Source organism: Lysinibacillus sp. FSL M8-0216 (genome assembly GCF_038595555.1).
Taxonomy (GTDB): domain Bacteria; phylum Bacillota; class Bacilli; order Bacillales_A; family Planococcaceae; genus Lysinibacillus; species Lysinibacillus fusiformis.
Window position 1 is genome coordinate 3,909,147 of sequence record NZ_CP152007.1, and the last position, 24,876, is coordinate 3,934,022.

General features: G+C 38.5%; 26 protein-coding genes. 10 read left to right on the plus strand and 16 right to left on the minus strand.

Annotated features, from left to right (window positions below):
* Positions 1-13: 13 nt before the first annotated feature.
* Complete coding sequence (locus MKX57_RS19445) at positions 14-2,398, minus strand: 3-hydroxyacyl-CoA dehydrogenase/enoyl-CoA hydratase family protein (protein ID WP_089986191.1); 2,385 nt, start codon at positions 2,396-2,398, stop codon at positions 14-16.
* A 375-nt stretch (positions 2,399-2,773) separates the two neighbouring features.
* On the opposite strand from MKX57_RS19445, the gene MKX57_RS19450 reads away from it, so the two are divergent.
* Both MKX57_RS19450 and MKX57_RS19455 read left to right on the plus strand, forming a co-directional pair.
* Positions 2,774-3,091 carry a thioredoxin family protein gene (locus tag MKX57_RS19450; RefSeq protein ID WP_008179965.1) on the plus strand — a complete coding sequence of 106 codons (318 nt, stop codon included), beginning with the start codon at positions 2,774-2,776 and terminating at the stop codon, positions 3,089-3,091.
* Between the two features lie 59 nt (positions 3,092-3,150).
* On the plus strand, positions 3,151-3,654 hold the full coding sequence (locus MKX57_RS19455; protein WP_043990671.1) for a C39 family peptidase: 504 nt from the start codon (positions 3,151-3,153) through the stop codon (positions 3,652-3,654).
* Positions 3,655-3,743: 89 nt separating this feature from the next.
* Here the strand turns inward: MKX57_RS19455 and MKX57_RS19460 are convergent, their stop codons facing one another.
* The 8 genes from MKX57_RS19460 to MKX57_RS19495 form a co-directional block, all read right to left on the minus strand.
* Positions 3,744-4,631, minus strand: coding sequence for a 5'-3' exonuclease (locus MKX57_RS19460; protein ID WP_008179968.1), 888 nt, complete (start codon positions 4,629-4,631; stop codon positions 3,744-3,746).
* A gap of 111 nt (positions 4,632-4,742) precedes the next feature.
* Positions 4,743-5,729 carry an agmatinase family protein gene (locus MKX57_RS19465; protein WP_107922456.1) on the minus strand — a complete coding sequence of 329 codons (987 nt, stop codon included), beginning with the start codon at positions 5,727-5,729 and terminating at the stop codon, positions 4,743-4,745.
* A 230-nt stretch (positions 5,730-5,959) separates the two neighbouring features.
* Positions 5,960-6,952, minus strand: coding sequence for a polysaccharide deacetylase family protein (locus tag MKX57_RS19470; protein WP_089986193.1), 993 nt, complete (start codon positions 6,950-6,952; stop codon positions 5,960-5,962).
* A 4-nt stretch (positions 6,953-6,956) separates the two neighbouring features.
* Complete coding sequence (locus MKX57_RS19475; RefSeq protein ID WP_237068862.1) at positions 6,957-7,703, minus strand: hypothetical protein; 747 nt, start codon at positions 7,701-7,703, stop codon at positions 6,957-6,959.
* Positions 7,684-9,357 (minus strand): GNAT family N-acetyltransferase, encoded by a 1,674-nt coding sequence (locus MKX57_RS19480; RefSeq protein WP_342530607.1) that lies wholly within the window; start codon positions 9,355-9,357, stop codon positions 7,684-7,686. Before MKX57_RS19480 ends, MKX57_RS19475 begins: the two co-directional genes overlap by 20 nt.
* Position 9,358: 1 nt before the next feature.
* Positions 9,359-10,489, minus strand: a complete 1,131-nt coding sequence (locus MKX57_RS19485; RefSeq protein WP_008179977.1) for a glycosyltransferase family 4 protein — start codon at positions 10,487-10,489, stop codon at positions 9,359-9,361.
* A 10-nt stretch (positions 10,490-10,499) separates the two neighbouring features.
* Complete coding sequence (locus tag MKX57_RS19490; protein ID WP_008179979.1) at positions 10,500-11,135, minus strand: sugar transferase; 636 nt, start codon at positions 11,133-11,135, stop codon at positions 10,500-10,502.
* 141 nt (positions 11,136-11,276) lie between these two features.
* Positions 11,277-11,726, minus strand: a complete 450-nt coding sequence (locus MKX57_RS19495) for an SACOL1771 family peroxiredoxin (RefSeq protein WP_008179981.1) — start codon at positions 11,724-11,726, stop codon at positions 11,277-11,279.
* A gap of 276 nt (positions 11,727-12,002) precedes the next feature.
* Here MKX57_RS19495 and MKX57_RS19500 point away from each other — a divergent pair, with 276 nt between their 5' ends.
* The gene (locus tag MKX57_RS19500) at positions 12,003-12,683 is read left to right on the plus strand and encodes a 3-ketosteroid-delta-1-dehydrogenase (protein WP_089986196.1); all 681 of its coding nucleotides are present in this window, start codon (positions 12,003-12,005) and stop codon (positions 12,681-12,683) included.
* A 60-nt stretch (positions 12,684-12,743) separates the two neighbouring features.
* Here the strand turns inward: MKX57_RS19500 and MKX57_RS19505 are convergent, their stop codons facing one another.
* Together MKX57_RS19505 and MKX57_RS19510 are read right to left on the minus strand one after the other, a co-directional pair.
* Positions 12,744-14,357, minus strand: coding sequence for a GNAT family N-acetyltransferase (locus MKX57_RS19505; protein ID WP_342550527.1), 1,614 nt, complete (start codon positions 14,355-14,357; stop codon positions 12,744-12,746).
* Positions 14,358-14,504: 147 nt separating this feature from the next.
* Entirely contained in the window at positions 14,505-16,193 is a 1,689-nt protein-coding gene (locus tag MKX57_RS19510) for an FAD-dependent oxidoreductase (protein ID WP_342550528.1), read from the minus strand.
* A 228-nt stretch (positions 16,194-16,421) separates the two neighbouring features.
* Here MKX57_RS19510 and MKX57_RS19515 point away from each other — a divergent pair, with 228 nt between their 5' ends.
* Entirely contained in the window at positions 16,422-17,108 is a 687-nt protein-coding gene (locus MKX57_RS19515) for a zinc transporter family protein (protein ID WP_233301568.1), read from the plus strand.
* A 71-nt stretch (positions 17,109-17,179) separates the two neighbouring features.
* Here MKX57_RS19515 and MKX57_RS19520 read toward each other — a convergent pair whose 3' ends face one another.
* Complete coding sequence (locus MKX57_RS19520) at positions 17,180-18,241, minus strand: S-layer homology domain-containing protein (protein ID WP_089986199.1); 1,062 nt, start codon at positions 18,239-18,241, stop codon at positions 17,180-17,182.
* A 334-nt stretch (positions 18,242-18,575) separates the two neighbouring features.
* Here MKX57_RS19520 and MKX57_RS19525 point away from each other — a divergent pair, with 334 nt between their 5' ends.
* Together MKX57_RS19525 and MKX57_RS19530 are read left to right on the plus strand one after the other, a co-directional pair.
* Positions 18,576-19,472 carry a copper oxidase gene (locus MKX57_RS19525; protein ID WP_342550529.1) on the plus strand — a complete coding sequence of 299 codons (897 nt, stop codon included), beginning with the start codon at positions 18,576-18,578 and terminating at the stop codon, positions 19,470-19,472.
* Between the two features lie 227 nt (positions 19,473-19,699).
* Positions 19,700-20,599, plus strand: a complete 900-nt coding sequence (locus MKX57_RS19530; protein WP_089986201.1) for a 3-hydroxyacyl-CoA dehydrogenase — start codon at positions 19,700-19,702, stop codon at positions 20,597-20,599.
* A 50-nt stretch (positions 20,600-20,649) separates the two neighbouring features.
* Here MKX57_RS19530 and MKX57_RS19535 read toward each other — a convergent pair whose 3' ends face one another.
* Positions 20,650-20,847, minus strand: a complete 198-nt coding sequence (locus tag MKX57_RS19535; protein ID WP_008179990.1) for a hypothetical protein — start codon at positions 20,845-20,847, stop codon at positions 20,650-20,652.
* A gap of 3 nt (positions 20,848-20,850) precedes the next feature.
* Positions 20,851-21,408 carry a sigma-70 family RNA polymerase sigma factor gene (locus MKX57_RS19540; protein WP_008179991.1) on the minus strand — a complete coding sequence of 186 codons (558 nt, stop codon included), beginning with the start codon at positions 21,406-21,408 and terminating at the stop codon, positions 20,851-20,853.
* Positions 21,409-21,574: 166 nt separating this feature from the next.
* Between MKX57_RS19540 and MKX57_RS19545 the strand changes: the two genes are divergently transcribed.
* Together MKX57_RS19545 and MKX57_RS19550 are read left to right on the plus strand one after the other, a co-directional pair.
* Positions 21,575-21,730 carry a YvrJ family protein gene (locus MKX57_RS19545; RefSeq protein ID WP_081936992.1) on the plus strand — a complete coding sequence of 52 codons (156 nt, stop codon included), beginning with the start codon at positions 21,575-21,577 and terminating at the stop codon, positions 21,728-21,730.
* Between the two features lie 106 nt (positions 21,731-21,836).
* Positions 21,837-22,100, plus strand: coding sequence for a hypothetical protein (locus MKX57_RS19550; RefSeq protein WP_139150975.1), 264 nt, complete (start codon positions 21,837-21,839; stop codon positions 22,098-22,100).
* Positions 22,101-22,129: 29 nt separating this feature from the next.
* On the opposite strand, the gene MKX57_RS19555 is transcribed toward MKX57_RS19550, so the two are convergent.
* Entirely contained in the window at positions 22,130-22,639 is a 510-nt protein-coding gene (locus tag MKX57_RS19555) for a GNAT family N-acetyltransferase (protein ID WP_342550530.1), read from the minus strand.
* A gap of 60 nt (positions 22,640-22,699) precedes the next feature.
* Positions 22,700-23,548, minus strand: a complete 849-nt coding sequence (locus tag MKX57_RS19560; protein WP_342550531.1) for a pyridoxamine kinase — start codon at positions 23,546-23,548, stop codon at positions 22,700-22,702.
* Between the two features lie 175 nt (positions 23,549-23,723).
* Here MKX57_RS19560 and MKX57_RS19565 point away from each other — a divergent pair, with 175 nt between their 5' ends.
* Both MKX57_RS19565 and MKX57_RS19570 read left to right on the plus strand, forming a co-directional pair.
* Positions 23,724-24,275 (plus strand): ECF transporter S component, encoded by a 552-nt coding sequence (locus MKX57_RS19565; protein ID WP_342550532.1) that lies wholly within the window; start codon positions 23,724-23,726, stop codon positions 24,273-24,275.
* Between the two features lie 140 nt (positions 24,276-24,415).
* On the plus strand, positions 24,416-24,856 hold the full coding sequence (locus MKX57_RS19570) for a cell wall hydrolase (RefSeq protein WP_025116607.1): 441 nt from the start codon (positions 24,416-24,418) through the stop codon (positions 24,854-24,856).
* Positions 24,857-24,876 lie beyond the last annotated feature (20 nt).

Here is a 24,876-nt window from a genome sequence, read left to right on the forward strand (position 1 = left end):
TTTCGTCCGTCCATTAGTTACGAAGTGGTTTCCCTTTTAGCAGCATATGTTGCATTCTTTGCTGTGAAAGTGGATCTGCAACGAGGCTAAGGAATGCCTCACGCTCTAAGTTTAATAGATACTGTTCATCGACTAATGTGCCATATGGAACCTTACCACCCGCAATAACATATGCTAGCTTTTTAGCAATTTTCAAATCATGCTTACTGATAAAGCCAGACTCATACATACCTTGCGCACCCATGAGTAATGTACCGTAGCCTGATGCACCCACCACAGGAACTTTTGTTGGTACAGGTGGTTGATAGCCTGCTTCGTAAAGTGCTAAAGCCGCTTGCTTCGCATCATATAATTGATGATCTTGGTTAACTGAAATCCCATCTACGAAGTTTAAGAAGTTATTTTCGCGTGCTTCCTCACCAGATGTTGAAACCTTCGCCATCGCAACTGTTTCAAATACTTTATTTGCAATATGTTGATAGTCTATTTCAACACCATTTGGTAGACCCTTTAGGAATTTTTGATAAAGGGCTTTATTACCTCCGCCGCCCGGAATTAACCCAACGCCTACTTCCACTAAGCCCATATATGTTTCCATCGTTGCCTGAATATGTGCAGCAGGTAAGCAAACCTCTGCGCCGCCACCTAATGTCATGGCAAACGGTGCCGCCACAACTGGCTTACGTGAATATTTAATTTTTTGCATCGCATCTTGGAATGCCTTAATGACAAAATCTAGTTCAAAGATATTATCATCCTGTGCTTCTACTAAAATCATTCCTAGATTTGCTCCAACACAGAAGTTTTTCCCCTGGTTTCCTATAACTAAGCCCTTATAATTAGCTTCTACCTCGTCAATTGCAAAATTTATCATTTGAATAATATCTAAACCAATAGCATTCGACTGAGAATGGAATTCTAATAATGCAACTCCATCACCTAAGTCTATTAAACTAGCACCTGTATTGGATTTAATTACGCCATGTTTTTTCTTATATCGTTTTAAATCAATTTCCTTTTCATTAACAGGCACTTTGACATACTCCGAACCATTATAGTAAGCCAAGTCACCATCTATATCTGAATAGAAAGTTTCAAACCCATTTGCTAACATCTCTTTTACAAAGGCAGGTACTTCTCGACCTTCTGCCTCCATTTTTGCTACAGCTTCTTTCACGCCAATAGCATCCCAAATTTCAAATGGTCCTTGTTGCCAGCCGAAGCCCCATTTCATCGCATTATCAATAGCTACAATATCATCTGCAATTTCACCGTATAACTGAGCAGAATAAATTAATGTAGGAGCAAATATTCCCCATAATAATTCACCTGTACGATCTTTTGCATATGTTAAAGCCTTCACTTTATTAGCCAATCCACGAGTTTGTTTCGCCATTTCAATGGAAGGTGTTTTTAATTTTTTCGCTGGACTATAGGCCAAAGTCGTTGGGTCAATTTCATGAATCTCTTTTCCTTGCTTTATGAAGAAACCTTGGCCTGATTTGGCACCGAGCCAACCGTTCGTGACCATTTTTTGCAAAAATTCTGGGACAGCAAATACCTGTTGTTCCTCACCTGTTGTTTGATCGTAGACATTTTTAGCTACATGAATAAATGTATCTAATCCAACAACATCGAGCGTACGAAACGTTGCCGATTTGGGACGACCAATTAGCGGACCTGTCACGGAATCTACTTCTCCAACTGAGTAACCGCCTTTTAGCATTTCCTGTAACGTGATGAGTAACCCATAAGTGCCGATGCGGTTAGCAATAAAGTTAGGTGTATCCTTTGCAAGCACAACGCCCTTACCAAGCACATCTTCACCAAATATTTTCATGAAGCTTACTACTTCAGGTGCAGTTGTATCAGCTGGAATCACCTCTAATAGTTTTAAATAGCGAGGCGGATTGAAAAAGTGTGTGCCTAGAAAATGCTTTTTAAAATCATCTGAACGTCCTTCTGCCATCGCATTAATACTAATCCCAGATGTGTTTGAGCTAATAATTGTTCCAGGTGTACGAACAGCATCGATTTTTTCATACAGACTTTGTTTAATAGGTAAGTTTTCTACAACAACTTCAATAATCCAATCTACATCTTTTAGTTTCCCTAAATCATCTTCAAAATTGCCGACCGTTAGTAGTGATAAATTTTTCTTAGAAGTAAGTGGTGCTGGCTTTTGCTTTAATAACTTTTGCAAAGCTCCGTTTACAAGACGATTTCTTACAGCTGGGTGCTCTAAGGAAAGACCTTTTGCCTCTTCCTCATGCGTTAGTTCCTTCGGTGCAATATCTAATAGTAATGTTGGTATACCGATATTAGCTAAATGCGCTGCAATTCCAGAGCCCATCACCCCAGAACCTAGAACGGCAGCTTTTTTAATGTTATAAGTCACAAGCAATTCCCCCTTATTCTTCCATTGAATGAATAGCCATTCATTTTTTAGTCAAAAAAATATCAAGTGTACCTTAGTGGATTTTTGTCCCTCTGCTGAATGAATATTTACTAAATTCAACAAGCACAACTAAGGTTTACCTCCATTTCAAAACATTGCTAATGAATGAAGATAAAACTACTTTTCTGTTTTTAGTGTAGATTATTTTGTCTAATTTAGCAATCTTTTTTCAAGAATTATTTTTGCAATACACATCTTTTTTTGTCGTTTACGAGCTAAAAGAAGACAATAAGTAGCGATGACTACAGCCAAACAGAAAACTTTCAGGTTACGCGAAAAATGTGTAGAATGGTAAGCAAGGAGAGTGAATACTTAATGAAAACAATTACTACTGCAGAACAATTTAATGAATTAATCAATGGCAACCAAAAAGTACTAGTGAAATTTTACGCTGGCTGGTGCCCAGACTGTACTCGTATGAACATGTTCATCGATCCAATCATTGAAGAGTATAACCAATTTGATTGGTATGAGCTAAACCGTGACGAGCTTCCAGAAATTGCAGACAAATATGATGTAATGGGCATCCCAAGTTTATTAATTTTCCAAAACGGTGAAAAGCTTGCTCACTTACACAGTGCCAATGCAAAAACACCTCAACAAGTAACTGAATTTTTATCTGCTCAACAATAACAATAATGAGAGCTGCATTTCTTCATGAAATGCAGCTCTTTTTGAAAGGAGATACCATTATGCGCCAACAATTGGGGCTACTCGGAAAATCACAATACGATGCTTCGATTGCAGCTAACTATCGTAATTCTGCTTGTGGCCCTACTACCATACACGTTATGTTAAATTATTTGAATGGAACTGCTCCTTCGATTAATGAGCTTTATAAACAGCTTGGTAGTACAAAAATTGGTTTGTTCAAATGGCGTTTGATTCGCAATTTACGCCGATTATATCCATCATGGGATGTTCGTACTTGTTCATTAAAAGAAGCTTTACAGGAAATTGATGCAGGGCGTCCTGTTGCTATGCGCTTTGATCGTTATTTTAGTTTTCGTTGGCGAGATCAAACCTCTACTTTCGCCTATCATTGGGTACCGCTAATTGGCTATGACATTAGAAATGATCAGCTAAACTTAATTTTTCATGATAACGGTACAGCAAATCGTGATAGCATCATTCGTCAGGCACTCTATCAACACAACGAAAAAGTATTGTCCTTTGTAAAAATGGCCCCTCACTAGAGCAAATATCGAATCGCCTACTATTTGCTCTCTATTCTTCTCCTTACCATAAAAAAGCAGAGCATATGACTATACTCTGCGATGATTGATTAAATAAGCGAATACAAAGAACGGGCATGCTTGGCAATAAGCGTGTAGCCACTCTCTTCGATCTCTTTAAATATGTGCGGCTCATAGTTTGGTAATATGAGACTTGTAAGGTCTGCTTCAATAGGCACATCGGTTTGAATCGTTGCGAGCTCATGCGATAATTTCAGCATATCTATATGGTCTTGGATTTTAGTTCGTTGACCAGGCTTTAATTCACCGAGCGACGCTAGTACACTATCAATCGAGCCATATGTTTGAATTAATGTGAGTGCTTGCTTAGGACCAATACCTTTAACGCCTGGATAACCATCACTTGTATCTCCCATAAAAGCCTTTACTTGTGCAAACTGCGCGGGCTCAATACTATACTCCTCTTTAAAACGTCCATGTGTATAAATATCATATTCTGTGTAGCCCTTTTTCATAAAGGCAATCTCTGTAGAGGGTCTCAAAAGTTGAAGTAAATCTTTATCTCCACTAATCACAGTAATTTCAGCCTCGTCCTGCCATTTGGTAATCATAGAGCCAATTAAATCATCAGCCTCCATGCCCTTCACACCAAAATTCTGCCAGCCCATTTGTAGGGATAAATTTTTTGCCATATCAAATTGAGGCAACATTTCCTCCGGTGGCGCTGGGCGATTTGCTTTATAGCCATCAAATAAATCATTGCGGAATGTATGCGCCCCCATATCCCAGCAAACTGCCATATGTGTTGGCTTCATTAAAGATTGCGCAGTTAGTACATGTCGTACAAAGCCTTGTGCTCCATTCGTTGGTGTCCCATCCGCCAAGCGAATAAAGTGACCCATGGCAGCCGAAGCGAAAAATGAACGGAATAACAATGCCATACCGTCAACAATCAGTAGCTTTGGTTTTGTTGTCATTATAAATTTCCTCTCCATAACCGTACAAGTTTGTATAAATTTTTGATACCTATTGAATAGTATAACAAACTTTCAACAATGAGCATTGTCAATACACGGCAATATGCTTACTTATAACGTCACTTTTCCTTTTTTTGAGATGCGATTGCGATGATCTAGCTGAATACCTGTTAGCCATTGTAAAAATGCCGTTACACCAATTTTAACGGTTTCTGGACGCAGCGTTCCTTCCTTAGGATCTGCATAAACAAAATCAATATGGCGAACCCCTTCATTTTCACCTATAAGTTTGAGGATATCAAATAATTCATAGGCTGTTAGACCACCTGGTGTGGCAGCGGGGACATCTCGTGCAAACATAATATCAAGTGCATCTAGATCCACTGAAACATAAATTCGATCAACCTCATACATAAGCTGACGTAACATTTCACGTATTGTGAGCTGAATACCATCACGTCGCATTTGCTTTAATGTAATCATATGAATGCCCTGTTCTCTTGCATAATGAATCATTTCCGGGGAATTGAAAAAACCATGCAATCCGACATTATAGATATGTCTCCCTTCCACAATCCCTGAGGCAATCAATTGATGGATCGGAGAATCTTGAGCCAGCCCAATTTCCTCTTGGTTTCTTGCATCTAAGTGTGTGTCAATTTGAATGATGCCAATACGGTCCTGCGGAAAGGCATTTTTTATTCCTTTTAATGAACATGCGGTAATGGCATGGTCTCCCCCAATCAAGCAAGTAAAGCTTTTTTGAAAAGCTATACTTAAATTTTCTGCCGCCGCCTCGATCGCAGATTCAGAAAGCATTCTATCTTGTTCATGAATCGCCACATCGCCAATATCAACGACTGATAGTGCACGTAAATTTATTTGCTCATCTAAGTTATATGATTGGAAGCTAGGCCATACTTTACGAAACGCAGTTGGATATTGCGCTTTTGCAGATGCTTCTCCTGCATACGATAACAGAGCTCCATACACAACTATATCCACATCATTTGGGTTTGGGTTTGTTTGCTGCTTAATCCATTGATGCATGGCCGATCCATTCTCTTGCTTCCATTGGCATTCCGGTTCTATAAACATATACATCTACCACCTTTATATCTTTTCTATTCAAGTTAAATTAACCTATATTTTTTCACATGCCCCTCAAATGTCCTACCCAATCTTCTCTCTATCTAATAGTACCATTCGTACATTCATCTTCGTCATTGTTTTTCTCTTTTCCTCTTTTCTTTTAAATTTTCTATGGAAAACACAAAAAAGCAAACTAGAAATCAGTTTGCTTCAAATTTCACTATGAGTTGGCGATGCTACTTTTGTTGTTTGAAGTGATTTTCACAAAGTTCAGCTACCTCATACATGGAATAGCTTTGAAAATTGTATTGACTACGTAATTCTTGAAAATAACGTAAGAGGTCCTCTAGCATGGCTAAATTTTTAGCTGTATTCTTCCCAAAATTATGAGGATGCCACCATAAATGATAAAAAGCCTGAGCCTTTGCAGCCTCGAGCATACTTTCCTTTATGCGTTTTACCTTTGAGCCCTCGAATACGTGAAATGGACGAAAATAGGGTCTTAAAAAGGCACTTGAACGAATATTAATCAGTTGCTCGCCCCGCATTTCCTCCAACGTTGCCATATGATGGCCAGTAAGATTGATATAGCTATCAAGCCATTTTTTCGCTCCCAAAAGTCTACCTTTTTTCGTAAACTTTTGAGCATCATACAATGGATGATTTTCAGTTCCTCTGTAACAAACATAGCCCGCTTCTACACATGCTTTAAAATAGTCCTTATTCACTTGATTTCTTGGAAAAACCATGGACTTCATTGGCGAAATATAACCCTCGCTTATGGTCTTTGTCGCGTCTAAATCTGCATAAAAGGCAGCTTCTGTTTGACCTTTTTCCAAGCAATAATAATGAGAAAAGGTATGGCTACCTATTTCCTGATGTGGTGTACGTTTAATCTCCTCTATTAAAGATTTACCAAAATGTAAGAGGTCCTCTTGTTCGTTTTCGCCTACTTTAGCTAGCTGGCTATGTGCTGCATAGCGCATATTGTCATACTTAACAGGGATACCTCGTAAATAATGAGCCATTTCAGCCTTTGATTCTGCAAACAAGAGTCCGACTGTCGCCCAAGTTGCATGAATGTCATATTGCTCAAATAACGCAAGTATGCCGGGCAAGGCTTTTCGTACACCATATAGGTTTTTATTGTATTGTCCATATCGAAATACATCATGGACGCCCCACTTCAGCTCAAAATCTAATGAAATAACGAGACCCCCACCATTCATGTTGCTACTTCCTCCATTTTTGCACGCCTAGTAGCAGTGCGCGTATTTTTGATTGGGTAATGTAGCCTGAGTAAACATTGACAACCTGTCCACCAAAGCTTAGTTTGAATGCACGTACATTCCGATTATCGGTTAATTCACCCATATCATATAAAACAAAACCTTGCTCCTTAAAATGAAGAAGATTATGCCAGATTAAAAAACGATTGGCATAGCGGTGTGGTCTCTTTAAATGTGGAGATATGGCTGATGCCGCACAAGTTGCTTCATAATAAGACATTGCTTTATTCTCATGTACAATATCCAGTCGATAGCTTAATGTTTGTCCACAAATACTTTGAATTTCAGATAATAATAATGCTCCCTGTTTGTTGAGAAGCATGATCGTATCCATTTGAGATTTACCCATACCCTCAAGCTTTTTTCTTTTAGCAAAATGATTATAAAATTGCTGAAAAGTTCGTAAGTTTTCGACAGAAGGTTCTTTATATAAAATAACTTGATAATATTCTTTATGTGCGCGTCGTAATATTTTACGGTTTCCTTCAGAAAGTGCTAAGTACAATGACAGCTCATGCCCTTGAAGATCGATATGAATCGTTTCACTTTTAACAAGCTTTCGACTTGGGACAAGAGAATTTGTATAGCCTATTACTTTCATGGATTTTCGAACATTGGCTGGCTTTTCTAGAAAATAAAAATGCTGCATCGCAATATTCCACCGCTTACTTTTAATGGACAGAATGAACATCGCCCCCACTCTCCGTATTTTTTTGTACATGTTGTCGCTCAAAACGAGCTACTTTATAATGTTTTATTCGAGTAATAGGTTTATAGCCGAGCTGTGCTAAGCGCTTCCGTTTTCGCCATTGCCAAAAGCTTGCCGTTACCCACAGTGTTTGTCCAGTTTTGATTTTTCTGAAATAGGCCGTGATAATATCGATTTGCTTGAACATATCATAGTCTAAAAAATAAGTTTGCTTCGGTAACGCTTCTACTATTTGCAGTGAATCGACACGCCAATTTGTAGCGTGTAACGCGAATGCTGGTTTATTTGTTTCCGCAAAGGAATCCTTATAAACGATGTATCCTTTATAATAGAGAGCAATGACTTCTTCCTGATCAAGCTGCATCGCTTCCTGAATAGTCATTTCCTCAAATAAGTTGCCCACAGGTTGCTGTGGTGACACATCCTCTGCTGGAGATAATTCATAGAGCTCCACTTGCTTCAAACGAATAAACCTATCTACGAATTGTTGTCCATATTCTAGCCAATCTTTAAGCTTTCCATACTTTACTAAATAGCGGAATCGTCCAAGTTTGTTACGCTTCCAATCTACAAATCGCTGATTACTTTTTACATATTCCTTAAGCCGCTCCTTTAGTAGCAATGAACCTGTCACTAGCCTCGCACGTCTCGTACCGCCACTGGCAAGCATTCGTCTAGTAAAATCGATATTCGTACGCCAATCAAATTTGTAAGGCTCATAGCCAATACTCATATCAAATAGGCGATAATTAGCCGCGAATGTTCGCTGAATAGATTCCTGATTGACTATACGTCCCGGACCAAATACATTAAATGTCGGTTCGTGAGCAAGCGCATAGGTTACATAGCGTCCACGACAATAAAGTCCATATGTGAAAGCAATCCACTGATTTTCAAAGACAAGTGCATCGACCTCTACTTGTAGCGCCTCCCCATGAAGCATTGTTAAGCGCTCAAAAAAATCTCTTTTCTTCCCTTTTGTAAAGTCACTCGTATCCAGTTTTTTTGCCCATCGTCGATCAAATAATCGAAACATTTGCCATAGCTCGTCCTGTGCAGGGACTCTTCTTGTTAATGTGCCTAGCTTCCGGAGCTTTCTTTCCCGCCGATCGACACCATGCATTTTTCGGCGTTGCTGGAAATGTTGAGGAAAGTCTACCTCGGAAAAAGCGAGATATGGAGTGACCACACGGAACATACTTATTCGTAACTGTCTTTCCACGAAATATTGTTCGATGACTTTAGTAGACTCTTTACTTTCCAATAAGCCGTGCAGTGAAAAAATGACGTGCCGATGTTTTTTAAGAAGCTCATCGAACACAAAGGTCGTTGTGTCCATTAACCATTCTTTTTTGGCAACAACCCCTGTATAATTGGCAATACTTTCACCTGCGAAGGTATACACCCTAATCCCCCATCGCCTAGTCACCGTAAAGGGGAAAAAGGCCAAAATGATTCCTTCATGTTCCACAGCGAAGAGCTCTACTCGTTCTTTACGCCCTACTATTTGCCACCAATTATAAAACCAAGCAAATTCAATAAATGGATTATCATTGTCCTCTTCCTCTAAAATGCCATCCCAAATTTCCTTGTACCACATGAGCTCATCATCTGTTCTAATACGTATTAATTGCAATTCAATCCCCTTTCTTTACGAGTTCTGAAACAGCTTGCTGATAGACCATTAATGTTTTTTGATACATCGGAGTAAACGTAAAATGCTGTAAGTAACGTCGTTCACTCGCATTACCCATTTTTTTACTTAAGGTAGCATCCATTAATAAATGGTGGAGCCTCTGCTTCAATAATTCTTTATCCTCACGCTCCACTAAAAAACCATTGTCATGATCCACCACTAACTCTTTAACACCACCAACATTTGTTGCAACTATAGGGAGACCTATACGCATCGCTTCAATAATAGAGATGGGCAAACCCTCCCAATCTGACAACAAAACAAACACATCACTTTTCTCCAAATAGCTGTGTACGTCGAATTGATCCCCCAAAAATGTTATGCGATCTGTTAAATTATGCTGTGCAACAAATTCTTCTAAAGCTGGCCGTAGAGAACCATCTCCAATCAATTGAAGCTGCCATGGAACATCTGTCAGTTCTGCTAATACCTCCAGCAATAGATCCTGTCTTTTTGGCACTTCAAAACGAGCAACCATCACTATGACTGGCTGCTCCATATAGGTCTTTTCTGTTGATGAATGACTGTCTATTGGGGCAATACCATTATGAATAGTTAGCAGTTTATGAGCTGGAGCAACCTTTTTCATGAGGGCTAGCTCCCGATCATAATCAGATACCGTTATAATTTTTGTGGTGAATCGTTGAACTGATTTTTCCATTCGATAATAAAGCACCTGTTTCTTTTGAGGAACACCTTCTGTAAAGCTCCAACTATGTGCGGTAAAAACAGTTGGGATACGCAGTAAACTTCCCACTATACGACCTATCACACCTGCCTTGGAGGAATGTGTGGCAACCACATCAGGTTGTATGCTTTTGAAGACGGTTCTTACTTGTAAAAATGCTTGGAAATCCTTTGTTAGATGAATAGCACGTTGCATAGCTGGAATAGGAATAACTGAAATTTTTTCCTCTTGTAAGCGCCAAAGGGATGGCTGATAGGAGCCTGTCACGACAGTCACTTCATGACCATCTTGCTTGAGCTGGATCGCTAAAGATTCCACATGCTTTTGCGCTCCACCGATTTTATCCATTCGTGTAATGAGCTGAACAATTTTCAGTACGGCCACTCCCCATCATTTAATAGGCACCCGTTCTTGCTACTACTACATAAAGAGTTTTCAAAACAATTTGGACATCCATCCAAAAGGAGTAATGATCCACATATTCAATGTCATATGAAATTTTTTGTCCATGGGAAATATTAGAACGGCCGTTAATCTGGGCAAGACCTGTTAAACCTGGTTTTACCTCTAGTCTCCTGGCCTGTAAATTGTTATAGGCATTTGTTATGGTTGGAACCTCCGGACGAGGCCCCACAATGCTCATTTCTCCTTTTAATACATTTAACAACTGAGGAATTTCATCAATACTTAGCTTTCGAAGGACAGCACCTACTTTGGTAATCCGTGTATCCTGCTCTACTTTAAAAAAATAGTCGTCGGGAATACCATTGGTACATATAGCTGGCATATTGACTGGAACTGCCTGTATACACATTGTGCGTAGCTTCCAAATAACAAAGCGGTGATGATCGAGGCCAGTTCGTATTTGTTTAAAAAAAATGGGGCGACCCGTTGAGATGAGTAAAATGAGGAATACAGCTAGCATTAGAGGAATTGTCATAAAAAGTAATAATAATGCCCCGATAATATCAAATATTCTTTTGCCATACTGACCATAGAATGTGAGATTCTTAGTTGTCGGAACGTGCACTTCACCATCCTTTGCATTTTTTTACTACTTAACACTATATATTCATTTTGAACATTTCTAGAACTATTTTAAGAAAAGTGCTTCTAGATGAAAAAAAGGAGTTATAACAGCGGCACTTGCTGAATAACTCCTTTTTTCTTATTATATGCACGCTCCTAAAATTTGGGCATCACATTCGATTACTACATTGCCTTTTAATGCCTTGCTAATCATACATGTTTGTTCCGCTTTTTGTGCGAAGCGAGCAATTTTCGTTTCAAGTTTTTCTGTTAAATTGTCCAATACTATTGTAGGCTTATGAACAATTTTTTCGTACGTAAAAACACCATTTACTACACTGACATACCCTTCAGACTGTAGGAATAAATCGTGTACAGCCACATCAGATCTTTCGAGAAGAGCAGCTAATGTAATTAAATAACAAGTCGCTGAAGCCCCTAATAACATTTCATCTGGATTGGTACCAATGCCTGGTCCATCCATCTCCTGAGGAATAGAAATTTGCGTTTTCAGATTGCTAGCATTGATCGTTCCCGTACCATTTCTTCCATCCGACCAAGTTAAGTCCATTGTAAATTTATGCTGAACCATTTTATATCCTCCTTTACGTACATATGACCATGAAAGAAGACGAGCCGTTATCCGTCAATAAAGATAAGCAAAACGCTAGAACGATAATAGCACATCCACTTTCGATACGGCTGTCTCTAACTCTACCACATTCTAAAGAGTATGCTCGAATAAGCGTACCGTTTTAAAATAGGAATATTTTACTTTACCAAACAAAAACTAACTATTATTTTACAAAAAACAATGTGACAAATTTTATGGTAGAATAGAATAAATAATTCTTTAGGAGATTTTAAAATGATTTTAACAAAGCAAGAAGCAATACAGGCACTTAAAAAGAACAAGTTTATCGGTTTTACTACTACAACAGGTAATATTATTATGAAAAAGATGAATAAAACCGATTATAATATTTTTGTTTTTGAAGAAGGAAAAGAGAAGCCATTACGTTATGTTGGTTCTATTATGAACGTTATGGCAACTATGAGTGATAAAGCATCGAATAAGGATTTTGTCATTGTAGAACAGCTTCCAACTCAAAACAACGTTGCCGAAACGCAAGCATCTGAAAACGAAGTGTCAGTCGAAGAGAAAGCTGTAGCATCAGAGGTAAAAGAAGTAGTCGTTGATGAGACAGAAAAAGTAGCAGTAGTCGTTGATGAAACAGAAGAAGTAGTCGTGGCCGTTGATGAAACAGAAGAGAGCCGTGCGATTGCAGGCTATGAAGATCTATATAAAATGACAGTAAGTGGTCGCATTATTACGGTACGTGAAAATCGTCCTTTAGCTCGTTGTAATGATGAATACGGCTTCCATATTGCGCGACTTACAAAGGACGGAAAAGCTTCCAGTCATAATGTCTTTGAACTGTGGAAACAAACATTCCCTGAGTTAGAGCAAACTCAATTCAAAGGTGCTTTAAAAGCAAAATACGGGACAGGTTGTAAGCTAATCGATAAACCTGGTATCCATTTTTAACCTCATTCACTAAAATGTCTAAACTACAACCCTCAGTTGAAAACACTGAGGGTTTACTGTTTATAAATGAAATTCTTTTCGCCAATTGAACAACTTCACGATGTTAATTTGAGCCACTTTATGAAATCCTGCATGCTTCAGCTTTCGTCGTCTGCGCCGCTCATACCATGGAACTAACGTACAGACGGATCGCCCTTCACGCTGCACTTCCACAACTATTGCCTCTAATAGCTGAGTGTCATATTCTCGAATAAAAGACATATTGGCAGATAGCTCATACGTATAGCCACTCTCTTCTTCGCGTGCTATTTGATCGTGCCTTCTATAGACGATTTGATCTCCATCACCAAAAAATTGATCTCCCTTATAAAAATGCGCTATATAAGCAGGCCGCTCATTCATCGTCATAATATCCTTCATTTGTAGCTCTTGAAAGGGCCTATATCCTTGATCTTGTTTTTGCTCCGCGATATAGATGTCTACTATATGAATAGCTAAGAATCGATGAAGGGCTCCTTTTATTACTCGGAACCATTGTCTTATTCGAGCATGCTTTAGAAAATACAATAATTCCCCTAACCTGTCTCTCTTCCATTTCACAAGCTGGTGATTGCTTGTTAATTTCCCTTTTACCCGATCTCGTAATACCATCCATGACCGAATAAAGCGCTCCGTTTTGCCTTTCGTACTCATAATAAATTTTCGTGTAAAATCAATATCGGTATACCATTGAAACTTATAGGGCTCATAGCCACTACCAAAATCATAGTAATGGAAGCCTAAATCTCGTGCCTTAAGCATATTTTCCTTTTCTATTAAACTGCCGGGGCCAAACCTATTGAAATCAGGCTCATGGCCCATAGCCTGACAAAAATTACGATCTCTACAGCATAAATCAATAGTAAAACCAATCCAATGCCCTTCAAATTGCAAGCTATCAACCTCGACTCTAAATGCTTCATTAGAGACATTAGCCAAACGTTCATAAAACAATCGAGTCTGTGCTTCGGTAAATCTGCTTTTGTCCAATTTCTTGCGCCATCTTCGCGTAAATAGCGTAAACATTTCATGAAAATGACTGACGCCAACATCCTGAAAGTCGACGTGCCCAAGTAGTTTTAATTTCTTTTCATAACGCTTAATACTTTTAAACGTCTTACGATGCTTTTTCAAAAAATCATTAAGTGTCATCGATTGAAAATCTATAAATGATGTGACGGTTCGAAATATGGAATAAGGCATTTGGTATTCTATCGCATATTTCTCAAGCTGTTGGGAAGTATCTTTACTTTCAATTAGACCATGAAATGCGAGCAAATAACGCTTATATTTTTGCATGAACACCTTTAATATATAATGAATAGCCCGCTCCAGCCATTGCTTCTCTGCTATCACTTCCATATAAGTCGCATACCCTTGTCCTAAAAAAACAAAGTGATGAATTTTACCAAACCCCACAGAATGAACTAACGGAAAAAATGCCACTGCTTTACCTTGATGTTCGACTATAACTATTTCTACGTTGTCGTGTATACCAAGCGTTGCCCACCATGTTGTCACCCATTCGTATTCAATAAAAGGGTTATTATTTTTTTCTCGTTCGAGTATACCTGACCAAGTCCTTCGATAGGGCTCTAACGTTTCCATTGAAGTGATTATTTTATAATCTAGCAACGCACTGAATCGCTCCCTTTTCCGTTATCATCATCCCTTATTTAGTAGCCACTATATTCCTAGCAAGAAAGTATTAGAACAGGAATAGTCCATCAACTTGAAACCCTCCCATTCAATTGAATAGGAAGGGTTTTGGTTTCGTCCACACTATACCTTTAAAAGTGGCTCCTCTATTTTGTTTACGGCATGGGCCATATGAGTCGTTGCTACATAGCTAAGTGTCATGCCAGGTCCAATCGTTGCGCCTGGTCCAGGATAGGTTTCTCCCATAATAGACGCCGAGCAATTACCTGATGCATACAAACCTTCTATTGGTTGGCCATCCTTTTTCACAACACGAGCAAATTCATCCACTACTAATCCACCCTTTGTACCAATATCTCCCGGATAAAGACGCAAAGCATAAAATGGAGCTTTCTTGAACTCTGCTAAATTAGGGTTCGGTAATGTCGGGTCTCCGTAGTAATTATCGTAAGCACTATCGCCCCGATAAAAGTCATCATCATGACCATTCTGTGCAAAGGTGTTAAAACGATCTACCGTTTCTACTAAGCTTTCTACTGGCACATCCATTTGCCTCGCAAGATCGTCAATCGTTTCGGCACTTTTCACGATCCCATGGTCATACCAGCTTTTTGGAAATGCTTGTCCTGGAAACAGTCCTGTAAAAATATAACGACTTTTAGCAGCAGCATCAATAAGAATCCAGGAAGGTACAGCCTGTTTCGTCTCCTCCTGATGCTTGTACATTGTATCTACAAACTCATGATAGGGTGCTGCTTCATTGACAAAACGTTGCCCTGCACTATCTATTACCATCATATTTGGAACGCCCCGATCAGCCACAAGGAAGAATGGTTGTCCTTGTGGATCAATAACAGATGGTGCTCCCCATACCTTATCCATTAAATCGAGAGTAGCTCCAATTTTCACACTAGGTGCTATGATATCGCCTGTTTGCCCCATAGGCGAAGAAGTCCATGCAGCATTAGTAGGAGCAGGCAAATATTTTTCACGCAGTGCCTGATTATGTGAAAAGCCACCTGATGACAAAACAACGCCTCGCTTTGCCTCTATCCGCTGCTCTTGTCCATTACGTTCAACTATCACCCCAACAACTCTTCCATTATTCATGATGAAATCTTTAAAGGCCGTTGATAACCAAAGCTCTCCATTTGCTTCAGCAAGTGATAATCGTAGACGTGCCACTAATGCTTCACCTAGCGCTACGGGCTCGCTCTTGGTCACCTTGGATTTCACTAAACGCATTCCTAATTTCAACGCAGTCGTTTTCCCTTTGAATGTTCGCGTCATCATATTGACCTTATGAAACTCGTAACTATTCATCGTAAAGCCTTTGGTGGATAAAGTTGCTCGACGCATATGATCGGCCAGTGAGCCCATTTTTGTTAAATCGAAAATAAGAGGTTCAATGGAGCGTCCCTGCGACAAACCGCCCAATTTTTCAGGATAATAATCGGAATAGCCCTTGGCATATCGGAAGCGCATATGATTCGTTTTATTGTATAAAAATCGCAACATTTCTGGCCCTCTTGTAATATAAGCTTCCTTTAACGCTTCAGGCACACGATCACCTATTGTGGAATCTAAATATTGGCGTGCGAGTTCATGTGAATCTGGGACACCTTCACCTTTAATAACATGATTATTGGGAATCCATAAGGCGCCACCAGAAATTGCAGAAGCACCCCCGTAACGATCTGTTTTTTCAATCACTACTGATTTCAATCCTTGTAATTTTGCTGTTAAACCTGCTGTCAATCCCGCTGCTCCAGAGCCTACTACAATTACATCAAAACTTGCATCCCACTTCATTCAACCATTCCTCCCCTATGAGCTAAATCGATGAATATAATCTTTCTATTAAAAAGTATAGAATTAAACTAATTTTCAGTCAATTTAATATGTTCGCCATTTTCCTACATAAAGCTGGCATTCCATGTCAAGAAAGTTTGCTACAAGCATATTCAACTTTACATAGCATATATTTGGAAAAACGACTTTAAGTTTATGATGAGGCGGGGGATTTTACAGGTGAGTGCAATGATACTTGGTGGATTTCTATTTTTCAGTGTGAGCATAGGTGGCGCAATTGCCTGGATTTTCTCTAAGCTATTTCAACATACAACTCAAGGGCTGTCATTATTATGCGGAGGTTTTTTAGTAGGCTTACTCGTTCTAGATATTATTCCTTCTTCATTTCAAATCTATCAATCATTCGGAATTATACTTGGGATTTTTATTGGCTATTTCATTTTCCAACTATTAGATACTTTATTTCATGCTTCTCATGCGCAAAATCCCTCTGTCTCTCTACTAACCCTTGCCATGATTATTCATACTATACCGATTAGTCTTACTGTCGGTAATTTACTTGGCAATGCAGCACTAAGTATTTCTCTCACAGCCTCCATTATTCTTCACCATGTTCCTGAAGGTTTTGCTCTATCAACCGCACTCATTGCTCAAGGCGAAAGACTATGGAGACTTTTTATTTATTTCTTTATCTTTTCTATTTTCTTCAGTATTTTTATTTGGTTTGGGCAATATTGGGCCTTACCCGAAAAGGCACAGGGTATCTTAATGGGCATTTCTATAGGTTTGATTGCCACAGCCAGCATTTCTGAGTTCATTTTACATCAACTTAAGTATGTCTCGTTCAAAGCTTTTTTTATGTATCTCATTTTAGGCTATATGCTAAGCTATATTTTCCATACACTAGTTGAATAAGCTACGAGTTGTAAGAGAAAAAAGACAAAGAACAAGCAATCCACCAGCATAAAGTGGATTGCTTGTTCTTTTTATTCCTCGTCACTTAATTTCATTAAAGTAAGTGTAAGAATTTTTGAAACCTCTGCACGAGTAAGATTTCCTTTCGGATTAAACTTACCATTCGTACCATTTAAAATGCCTAATTGCTGCAATAAGCCAATAGCCTCTACTGTTTCCTTGCGCATTTGATTTTTATCTGTAAATGTATTGTTGCTGCTTACTTGAGAAAGATCCACTTCCATGGCTTGTAAATATCTTGCTGTCACATATGCCATTTCCTCACGTGTAACAGGTTTTTTTGGCTCGAATTGACTACCATCGTAAATATCAATTAAGCCATACTCTTCTAAAATGGCTACTTCCTTCGCACCCCAAAAACCATTAAGGTCCGTATATGTAGCTGGTCCTTCATAATCTTCATTTACATTTAAGCCCGATGCTCTGAAAATAATTGCTGCCAATTCTCCACGAGTCACTTGCCCATTTGGATTAAATGTTGTGGCAGATGAGCCATTAATAATATCTGCTTGATAGAGTAATTGAATATAACTCTCCGCCCAATGTCCAATTGCATCCTTGAAGTACCCACCTGGCTTTAACTCCACATCTGCACGAGCAAATACTAGCAACATTTCATTTAAATCTGCCGCACTAATTACTTCCCATTTATTTGCTGTATAGATTTCACTCTTAAAGCCATTTCCAGTTTGCGTAATTTTAATTTGAATTGCATTACCGAATGCCTTCTTAATTTCTTCAAAGTTTTCCTTAAACTCTTTTTCTCCTTCTGGATAAAGGTTTGTACCATCTTTATAGGATTGAAGAATCGCATCTAGTGAAATTTTCACGGTTATATTTGTTTTCGTTGTAACGATTGTGACCTCATTATTTTCAAAGCCTACTTTAGATAGCAACAATATTTTATAAATATCCTGATAGGACATCGCCTGTAATTGATCAGTAGCTGCAACAGTTTGCTTTTGATGAATACTATTTGCAACACCTACTGCTTCCTGTGCATATGCCTGTCCGCCTAGTCCTCCTGTAAAACATACAATACTTAGTGCTCCCGCTAACATAATTTTTTTCATTACTATTTCCTCCTTCGATGTATAAATTCAGTGTACTAAATCAATAGTTAGCATTTCTATAAAAAAATGTAAATTCTATAATAATTATATAAAAGACCTATTTTTGTCCTATTATATTAGAACTACTCTTTTTTTCACTTACAACAAAGACCAAAGAGGAAACAAGATAAATTTTTATGGATTTAAGTATATGATGGGTCATTTACAAAACATGACTCCCCTATATATGCTACTAATGTAATAAATATGAATAATTAGGTATAAAGCAACTGGTCCTATATGTCATCACCATCCACATACAATAGTAGCAATCAAGCTTTCAGGAGGGTGCTAAATGGTTATTACCCCTGGTATTTCAGATTTGCCTTATAGGGTTCAAGTGGATGGAACAAAGTTTTTCACCTTGATTGCAGAGGAAATAACGTGGGAGCTCGTAGATGGGATATTTATTCAGGCATGGGGCTACAATGGTTCTACGCCTGGTCCGACCATTCGCGTTTTTCCTGGGGATCCTATTTGTATTCGGGTTATTAATCGGTTACCTGAAAAAACAAGTGTCCATTGGCATGGCTTAATCGTGCCGAATGCTATGGATGGTGTACCACCTATTGAACCATCACCTTTTATTGAACCAGGGCATTATTTTGATTATCACTTTACGATAAAAAATCCACCTTGGACGTATATGTATCATTCTCATGTCAATGTAGCTGTGCAAGATAATGCTGGGCTATTGGGAGGATTTATTGTTGAAGATCCGAGCAAACAGAACCTACCACAGCATAAAGATTATTTATGTTTATTACAGGAATGGGCAGTTCATCAATTGCCTTGGGGAACTCTTACAAAGGGTACGTATCCTTTAAATTTTAAGAAACCAGAATTTAATTTTTTTACAATGAATGGGAAATGCTATCCATCCACCAAATCCTTCCCCGTAAATTTCGGTGATACCGTTAAAATTCGTTTTGGCAATATTCAAATGCATCACCATCCCATCCATTTACACGGTCATCAATTTCATGTTGTTGGCGCAGATGGCTTTCCGATTGCTCGTCATACACAAATTGCCAAAAACACTATTCTTGTGGCATCTGGCGAAACGTGGGATATAGAATTTCTCGCCAATAATCCTGGTATTTGGCCTCTCCATTGTCATATGCCCCATCACGTTACCAATAATGGGGGTCCTGGTGTTGGGGGGATGTTTACAACAGTGAATTATGGTTAAGACATGGACAGCTTAGTTGCTGTTCTTTTTTATTTCTACAGTTATGTTTAGTCGATTTTGGGTACATACTTGAAAAGGAGCCGTCCCACAAACTTTATATCATTATAATAATAGAGGCTATCATTTGATTTTTTATTATCTAAAGAAGTAGTATGTAGTTGTAACGAAGGATTTTTTACATATCCACACTATTATATTAATGTAACAATTTCAAAGGAGGAATTTCGATGAATTATCAAAACATTACGGTCGCAGGTAGCGGTGTGTTAGGAAGTCAAATTGCTTATCAATCTGCTTTTAAAGGTTTTCAAGTAACCATTTACGATATTAACGACGAGGCGTTGAAAAATGCACAGGATCGTATTACAAAATTGAAACCACTTTATCAACAAGACTTAGGAGCTACACAAGAAGAAGTAGATGCTGCCTATGCTCGACTAACATTTAAAAGCGACTTAGCACAAGCTGTTGCCGATGCTGATCTTGTAATTGAAGCAATCCCTGAAGTTGTCCAAATTAAAACAGAATTTTATACGAGCCTTGGCAAAGTAGCACCTGCAAAAACAATTTTTGCTACTAACTCATCTACTTTATTACCTAGCCAATTTGCAGAAGCAACGGGCCGTCCTGAGAAGTTTTTAGCGCTACACTTTGCCAATACTATTTGGAAAAACAACACAGCTGAAATTATGAAACACCCAGGCACAGATATGAAAGTATTCGATGAGGTTGTTGCATTTGCACGTGCAATCGGCATGGTTCCACTACCATTATATAAAGAGCAACCTGGCTATATTTTAAACTCATTGCTCGTACCATTTTTAGATGCCGCTGAATCTTTATTAGTAAAAGAAGTGGCAGATCCAGAAACAATCGATAAAACATGGATGATTGGCACAGGCGCACCACTTGGTCCATTTGCCATCTTAGACATCGTAGGTATCAACACTGCTTATAATATTGTTGAAGCAAAAGCAATGGCTACTGGTGATGAAAACATGAAAAAGCTAGCCAACCTACTGAAAACAGAGTATATCGAAAAAGGTAAGCTCGGTCGTGCAACAGGTGAAGGATTCTACACATATCCAAACCCAAGCTTTGCTGAACCGGATTTCTTAAAGGGTTAATGAAGAAAGAGCAATTGTCCGAGAACAAGGATAATTGCTCTTTTTTTGGCTTATGTGAAGAAATCCCAAAAGCTAGGAGTATTGATAAATTCCTTCGTTGCAAGTTTTTCAATAATCTTTAATTTAATCTCCTGTTCTAAGTCTTCTCTTTCCTGATAGCTTGTCTGATGGAGACATTGTTTAATTTTAGGTGAAAAATTCTCGATGAATAGAAGTGACTCCTCATTATAGTTATTTTCCCTGTCCATCCGTTATCCCTCCTCTTTACGAAGCTTTTGTTGTAGTTTTTGTAATGCCTTGCGATGAAGATTCGATATATTTTGGGGTGTTGTTTGTAATGTTTCAGCAATCGCCTTTATCGAATAATCTTTCACATAAATCATTTCTAAAATTTGAAGCTGCTTATCCGTTAAGCCTTTCAAGGATTGAAATAGCTCTTCATTTTCAACAGCCTCTAGTAATCCTTCTTGAATGATTTCGTCCTTTCTCATCATCCCAGTCTCAAATAGTCCATCGTCTACAATTAATAAAAAACGGTCGTGCAATCTTCTCCTTTTTTTATCAAAATCCAAGCTATAGAAATAAATTAAATTACTGACATATTTTATTTTTTGAACATTTATATAATGTAATTGAAACGTCTCATCAACCCTTTTCATATTACAATCGGTTGGATATAAAATCGCTTTTTCAACTAAATAAAGATTTTTAGCATTAGCCAAAAAGCTTTTGATAATTGGATTTTTTATCTGTTCCATATTTCTGTAAAAAAACTCTTCGATCTTGTAGTTATCGTTTTTCATCATCATCACTCCTATCTATACGCCTTCTTGCTAAATAAAGTGACTATCATCTATCTATTATAAACCAAAATAAGAACAAATGTTCTTAAAAATCAAAATCATATTGATTTTATGTCACTTAAAATCACTTTTACATACGTAAGACACAATATTGGTGAAGGAGGAAGATGTCATGCTAACACCCGAAAATATTCAAATGTGGATAAACCTAATTGGTAATTCAGGATTCCCAATTGCCATCACCATCTATCTCTTTGTGCGATTTGAAAAGAAAATGGAAAATTTAGAAGCTGTCATCATAAGAAGGTTAAATAAAAATGAGGAATAGTAAAAAAACACGGCAGCATTCTTTTAATGAATGCTGCCGTGTGATTTCGCACTACTCGTGCATACAATATATGTAAAAATAAATATTTCTGAGATGGGAGGGGATTATGATTACTCACAATACAATGGTATCAGCCGATATAGCCATGACCATTTTTTTCATGCTAGGCATTACTTATAATTACTTTTATGATTCATTCCCCATTCAAATTGAATACTTGGGCAATCTTGTATTTTGGCTGATACTCCCATTATCAATTATTATTGTTGCGCTAAGCATATGGTTACTGACAAAGAAAGTAAGCATGGTTAGCTCTTTATTAGCATTTTCTTTTGCGGTCATTACTATTTTTATTTTATTGTTATATTGAAGTTCGTATAAAAGCCTTTGAAGATTTGATTACTTCAAAGGCTTTACATATAGAACCATATAATCTTCATCAAAGCATTGCTGGGCTATTTTTAAAGCTCTCTTCTCTGTCCCAAATATTTGAAAACCTAATGATGTGTATAGTCCTTTTGCCGATTCATTAGAAGATACTACGGTTAAATTAATTTGCTCTACATCTGCTAATTGTTTCCCTTGCTTGATTATTGCTTGCATTAAACGTTTACCTAAGCTAAGCCCTCGTTTTTCCGGAGACACATACATGGCAAAAATACTCGCCTTATGCTTTAGCTTCATTTTGCTTTCCTGCACCAATGTAGCAACCCCAAACAATTCATCCTGATCAAATGCTCCGAAAGTAAATGAACCTTGTGCTTCCAGTCTACTTGCAAACAACTCAAGCGCCATATCTCTTTCCTCTTCAAAACTTGAACCAAATGCCTCAGGATTTGTTTGTAATCCCTCTAATCTTAACTGACGATATGCCTCAGCATCTTGTGCTGTTAATAACCTAATTTCCATATATTTTCTCCTCCCCTTTTTACTAATCGACGAACAATGTTTGAAAACGGTAAAAACTTTCTAAACTAACAGCCGTAAAAACTGTTCAAAATGAACGCCTGCCTCACGAGGCACTTGCTCCTTGGATGTCGCCTCAATAGCAGCCGCTAAAAACGATTCTGCTAGCTTCACGGACTCCACTAAATCCTGCCCACGCATCATACCGCCCATAATAACAGATGCAAATAAATCACCCGTGCCCGAGTAGCTTTCACCATTATAGTCACGAATGCTATGGAAAGAACGGTTCGCATCGATAAACATATTCCCGACATAACGCTTGCTCTCCACTACAGGTGGATTTAAGCCAGTAATAATGACATGTGCCCCTGTGGCCTGCTGGAGCTGCTGCCCCGCCTCTTCTAGTGCCTGAATATAATCTCTTTCATGCTGATAGCTTTGCAACCTCTCAAATGACAAGCCTGTGAGCAAACAACATTCCGTCACATTAGGCGTAATAATATCTGCACACTTTACTAGCTCCTTCATCCGTTCCAGTAAGTCGCCCGTAAACATTTTATATACCTCACCGTGATCACCCATTACAGGATCAACTAGCAAGGTCGTATCCGTTGAGTGAAACACGCCTAAAAAACGGAAAATATTATCGATTTGCTCTTTACCTGTGACAAAGCCCGTGTGAATACCGTCAAAGCTAGCCCCAAGTTTGCTCCACTCATCCACAAAGTAGTCCATTTTTGAGGTTAAATCCTCACAATAAAAGCTCGAATACCCTGTTTGTGCCGTTAGAATGGCAGTTGGCAATGGCACAGCCTGCACGCCCATCACAGATAATACAGGGATGGCAGCCGTTAGCGAGCACTTCCCAAAGGATGACATATCCTGAATTACAGCCACTTTTTTCATCATACATTCCACCTAACTCATCCTGTTTATACTCACCTCATCGTATCACAATTAGAAAGATGCGAAAATATCCTCCAACTGACCTCTAACTATTTTATAAAATTGACACTTTTATAACAGTCAGTCCTTTGCTAAAGTAAAAATCATCAAAATATTCATCATAGTGAGGAAGATAAAGATGCAAAATATACAAAGATCATCCTATACAAGACCACGCACGAAAGCATTTGATTTAGTCATTACAGCCATTTTAGCGGCGCTTGTTTTCGTTGCTACCATGTTTATTAATCTCAAACTACCATTTGGTCAAGGTGGACTGATTCACTTAGGGACGTCCATGCTATTCATCTCAGCCATTTTATTTGGACCTAAAAAGGGGGCACTTGCTGGAGCCATCGGAATGGGCTTATTCGATATCGTAGGTGGCTGGTTAATTTGGGCACCCACTACTATTATTTCACGCGCATTACAAGGCTTTATCGTTGGTAAAATTGCTTGGTCAAAGGGATATAAAGGCGACCATATTGGTTTAAACATTTTAGGGGCTGTAGTATCCATGCCCGTAATGATTGCCGTCTATTATATCGGGCAAGCGATTATGTTCAATAGCTGGATTGCACCTTTAGCATCCATTCCAGGTGATATTATTCAAAACGTTGTTGGCCTAATTATCGCTATTCCCGTATGTGTCGTACTGAAAAAAACACCCTATTTCAAAAGGAATTTATAATAAAACACGCCATCCTGCTCTATTATTTTGCAGCACGGATGGCGTGTTTTCTTTGCTTCTACATAGAAAAATAGGTGATTTTCAGGATAAAGTGACATTCGCCTCGATCATTTTCATACTATATGGTGGAGGTGGTAAAAATGCCAAGAGTAAAATACCGCGATGCAGACGTTGCTTTAATGGCAAGGATGATGCGAGCTGAGGCTGAAGGTGAAGGACAGCAAGGCATGTTATACGTGGGCAATGTGATTGTCAATCGAGCTGTCGCATCTTGCTTGGACTTCAACGACGTGAGAACTATCGAGCAAGTCATTTATCAGGTACAAGGAGGAAACTATTCGTTCGAAGCCGTCCAAAAGGGCAATATGTTTTACCAACGTGCAAGAGAAACAGAAAAAAGATTAGCCAAACAGAACTTAGACTTCTGGCGTCAGCACCCAGCCAAATACGCCCTTTGGTACTTCAACCCATACGCCCCATGTCCCCCAACATGGTACGGCCAACCATTCACAGGTCAATTTAAAAACCATTGCTTCTATGAACCTGCACCAGATACTTGTGAAAGTGTTTATATGGGGTAGCTTTGTTTTTATTTTTAAAG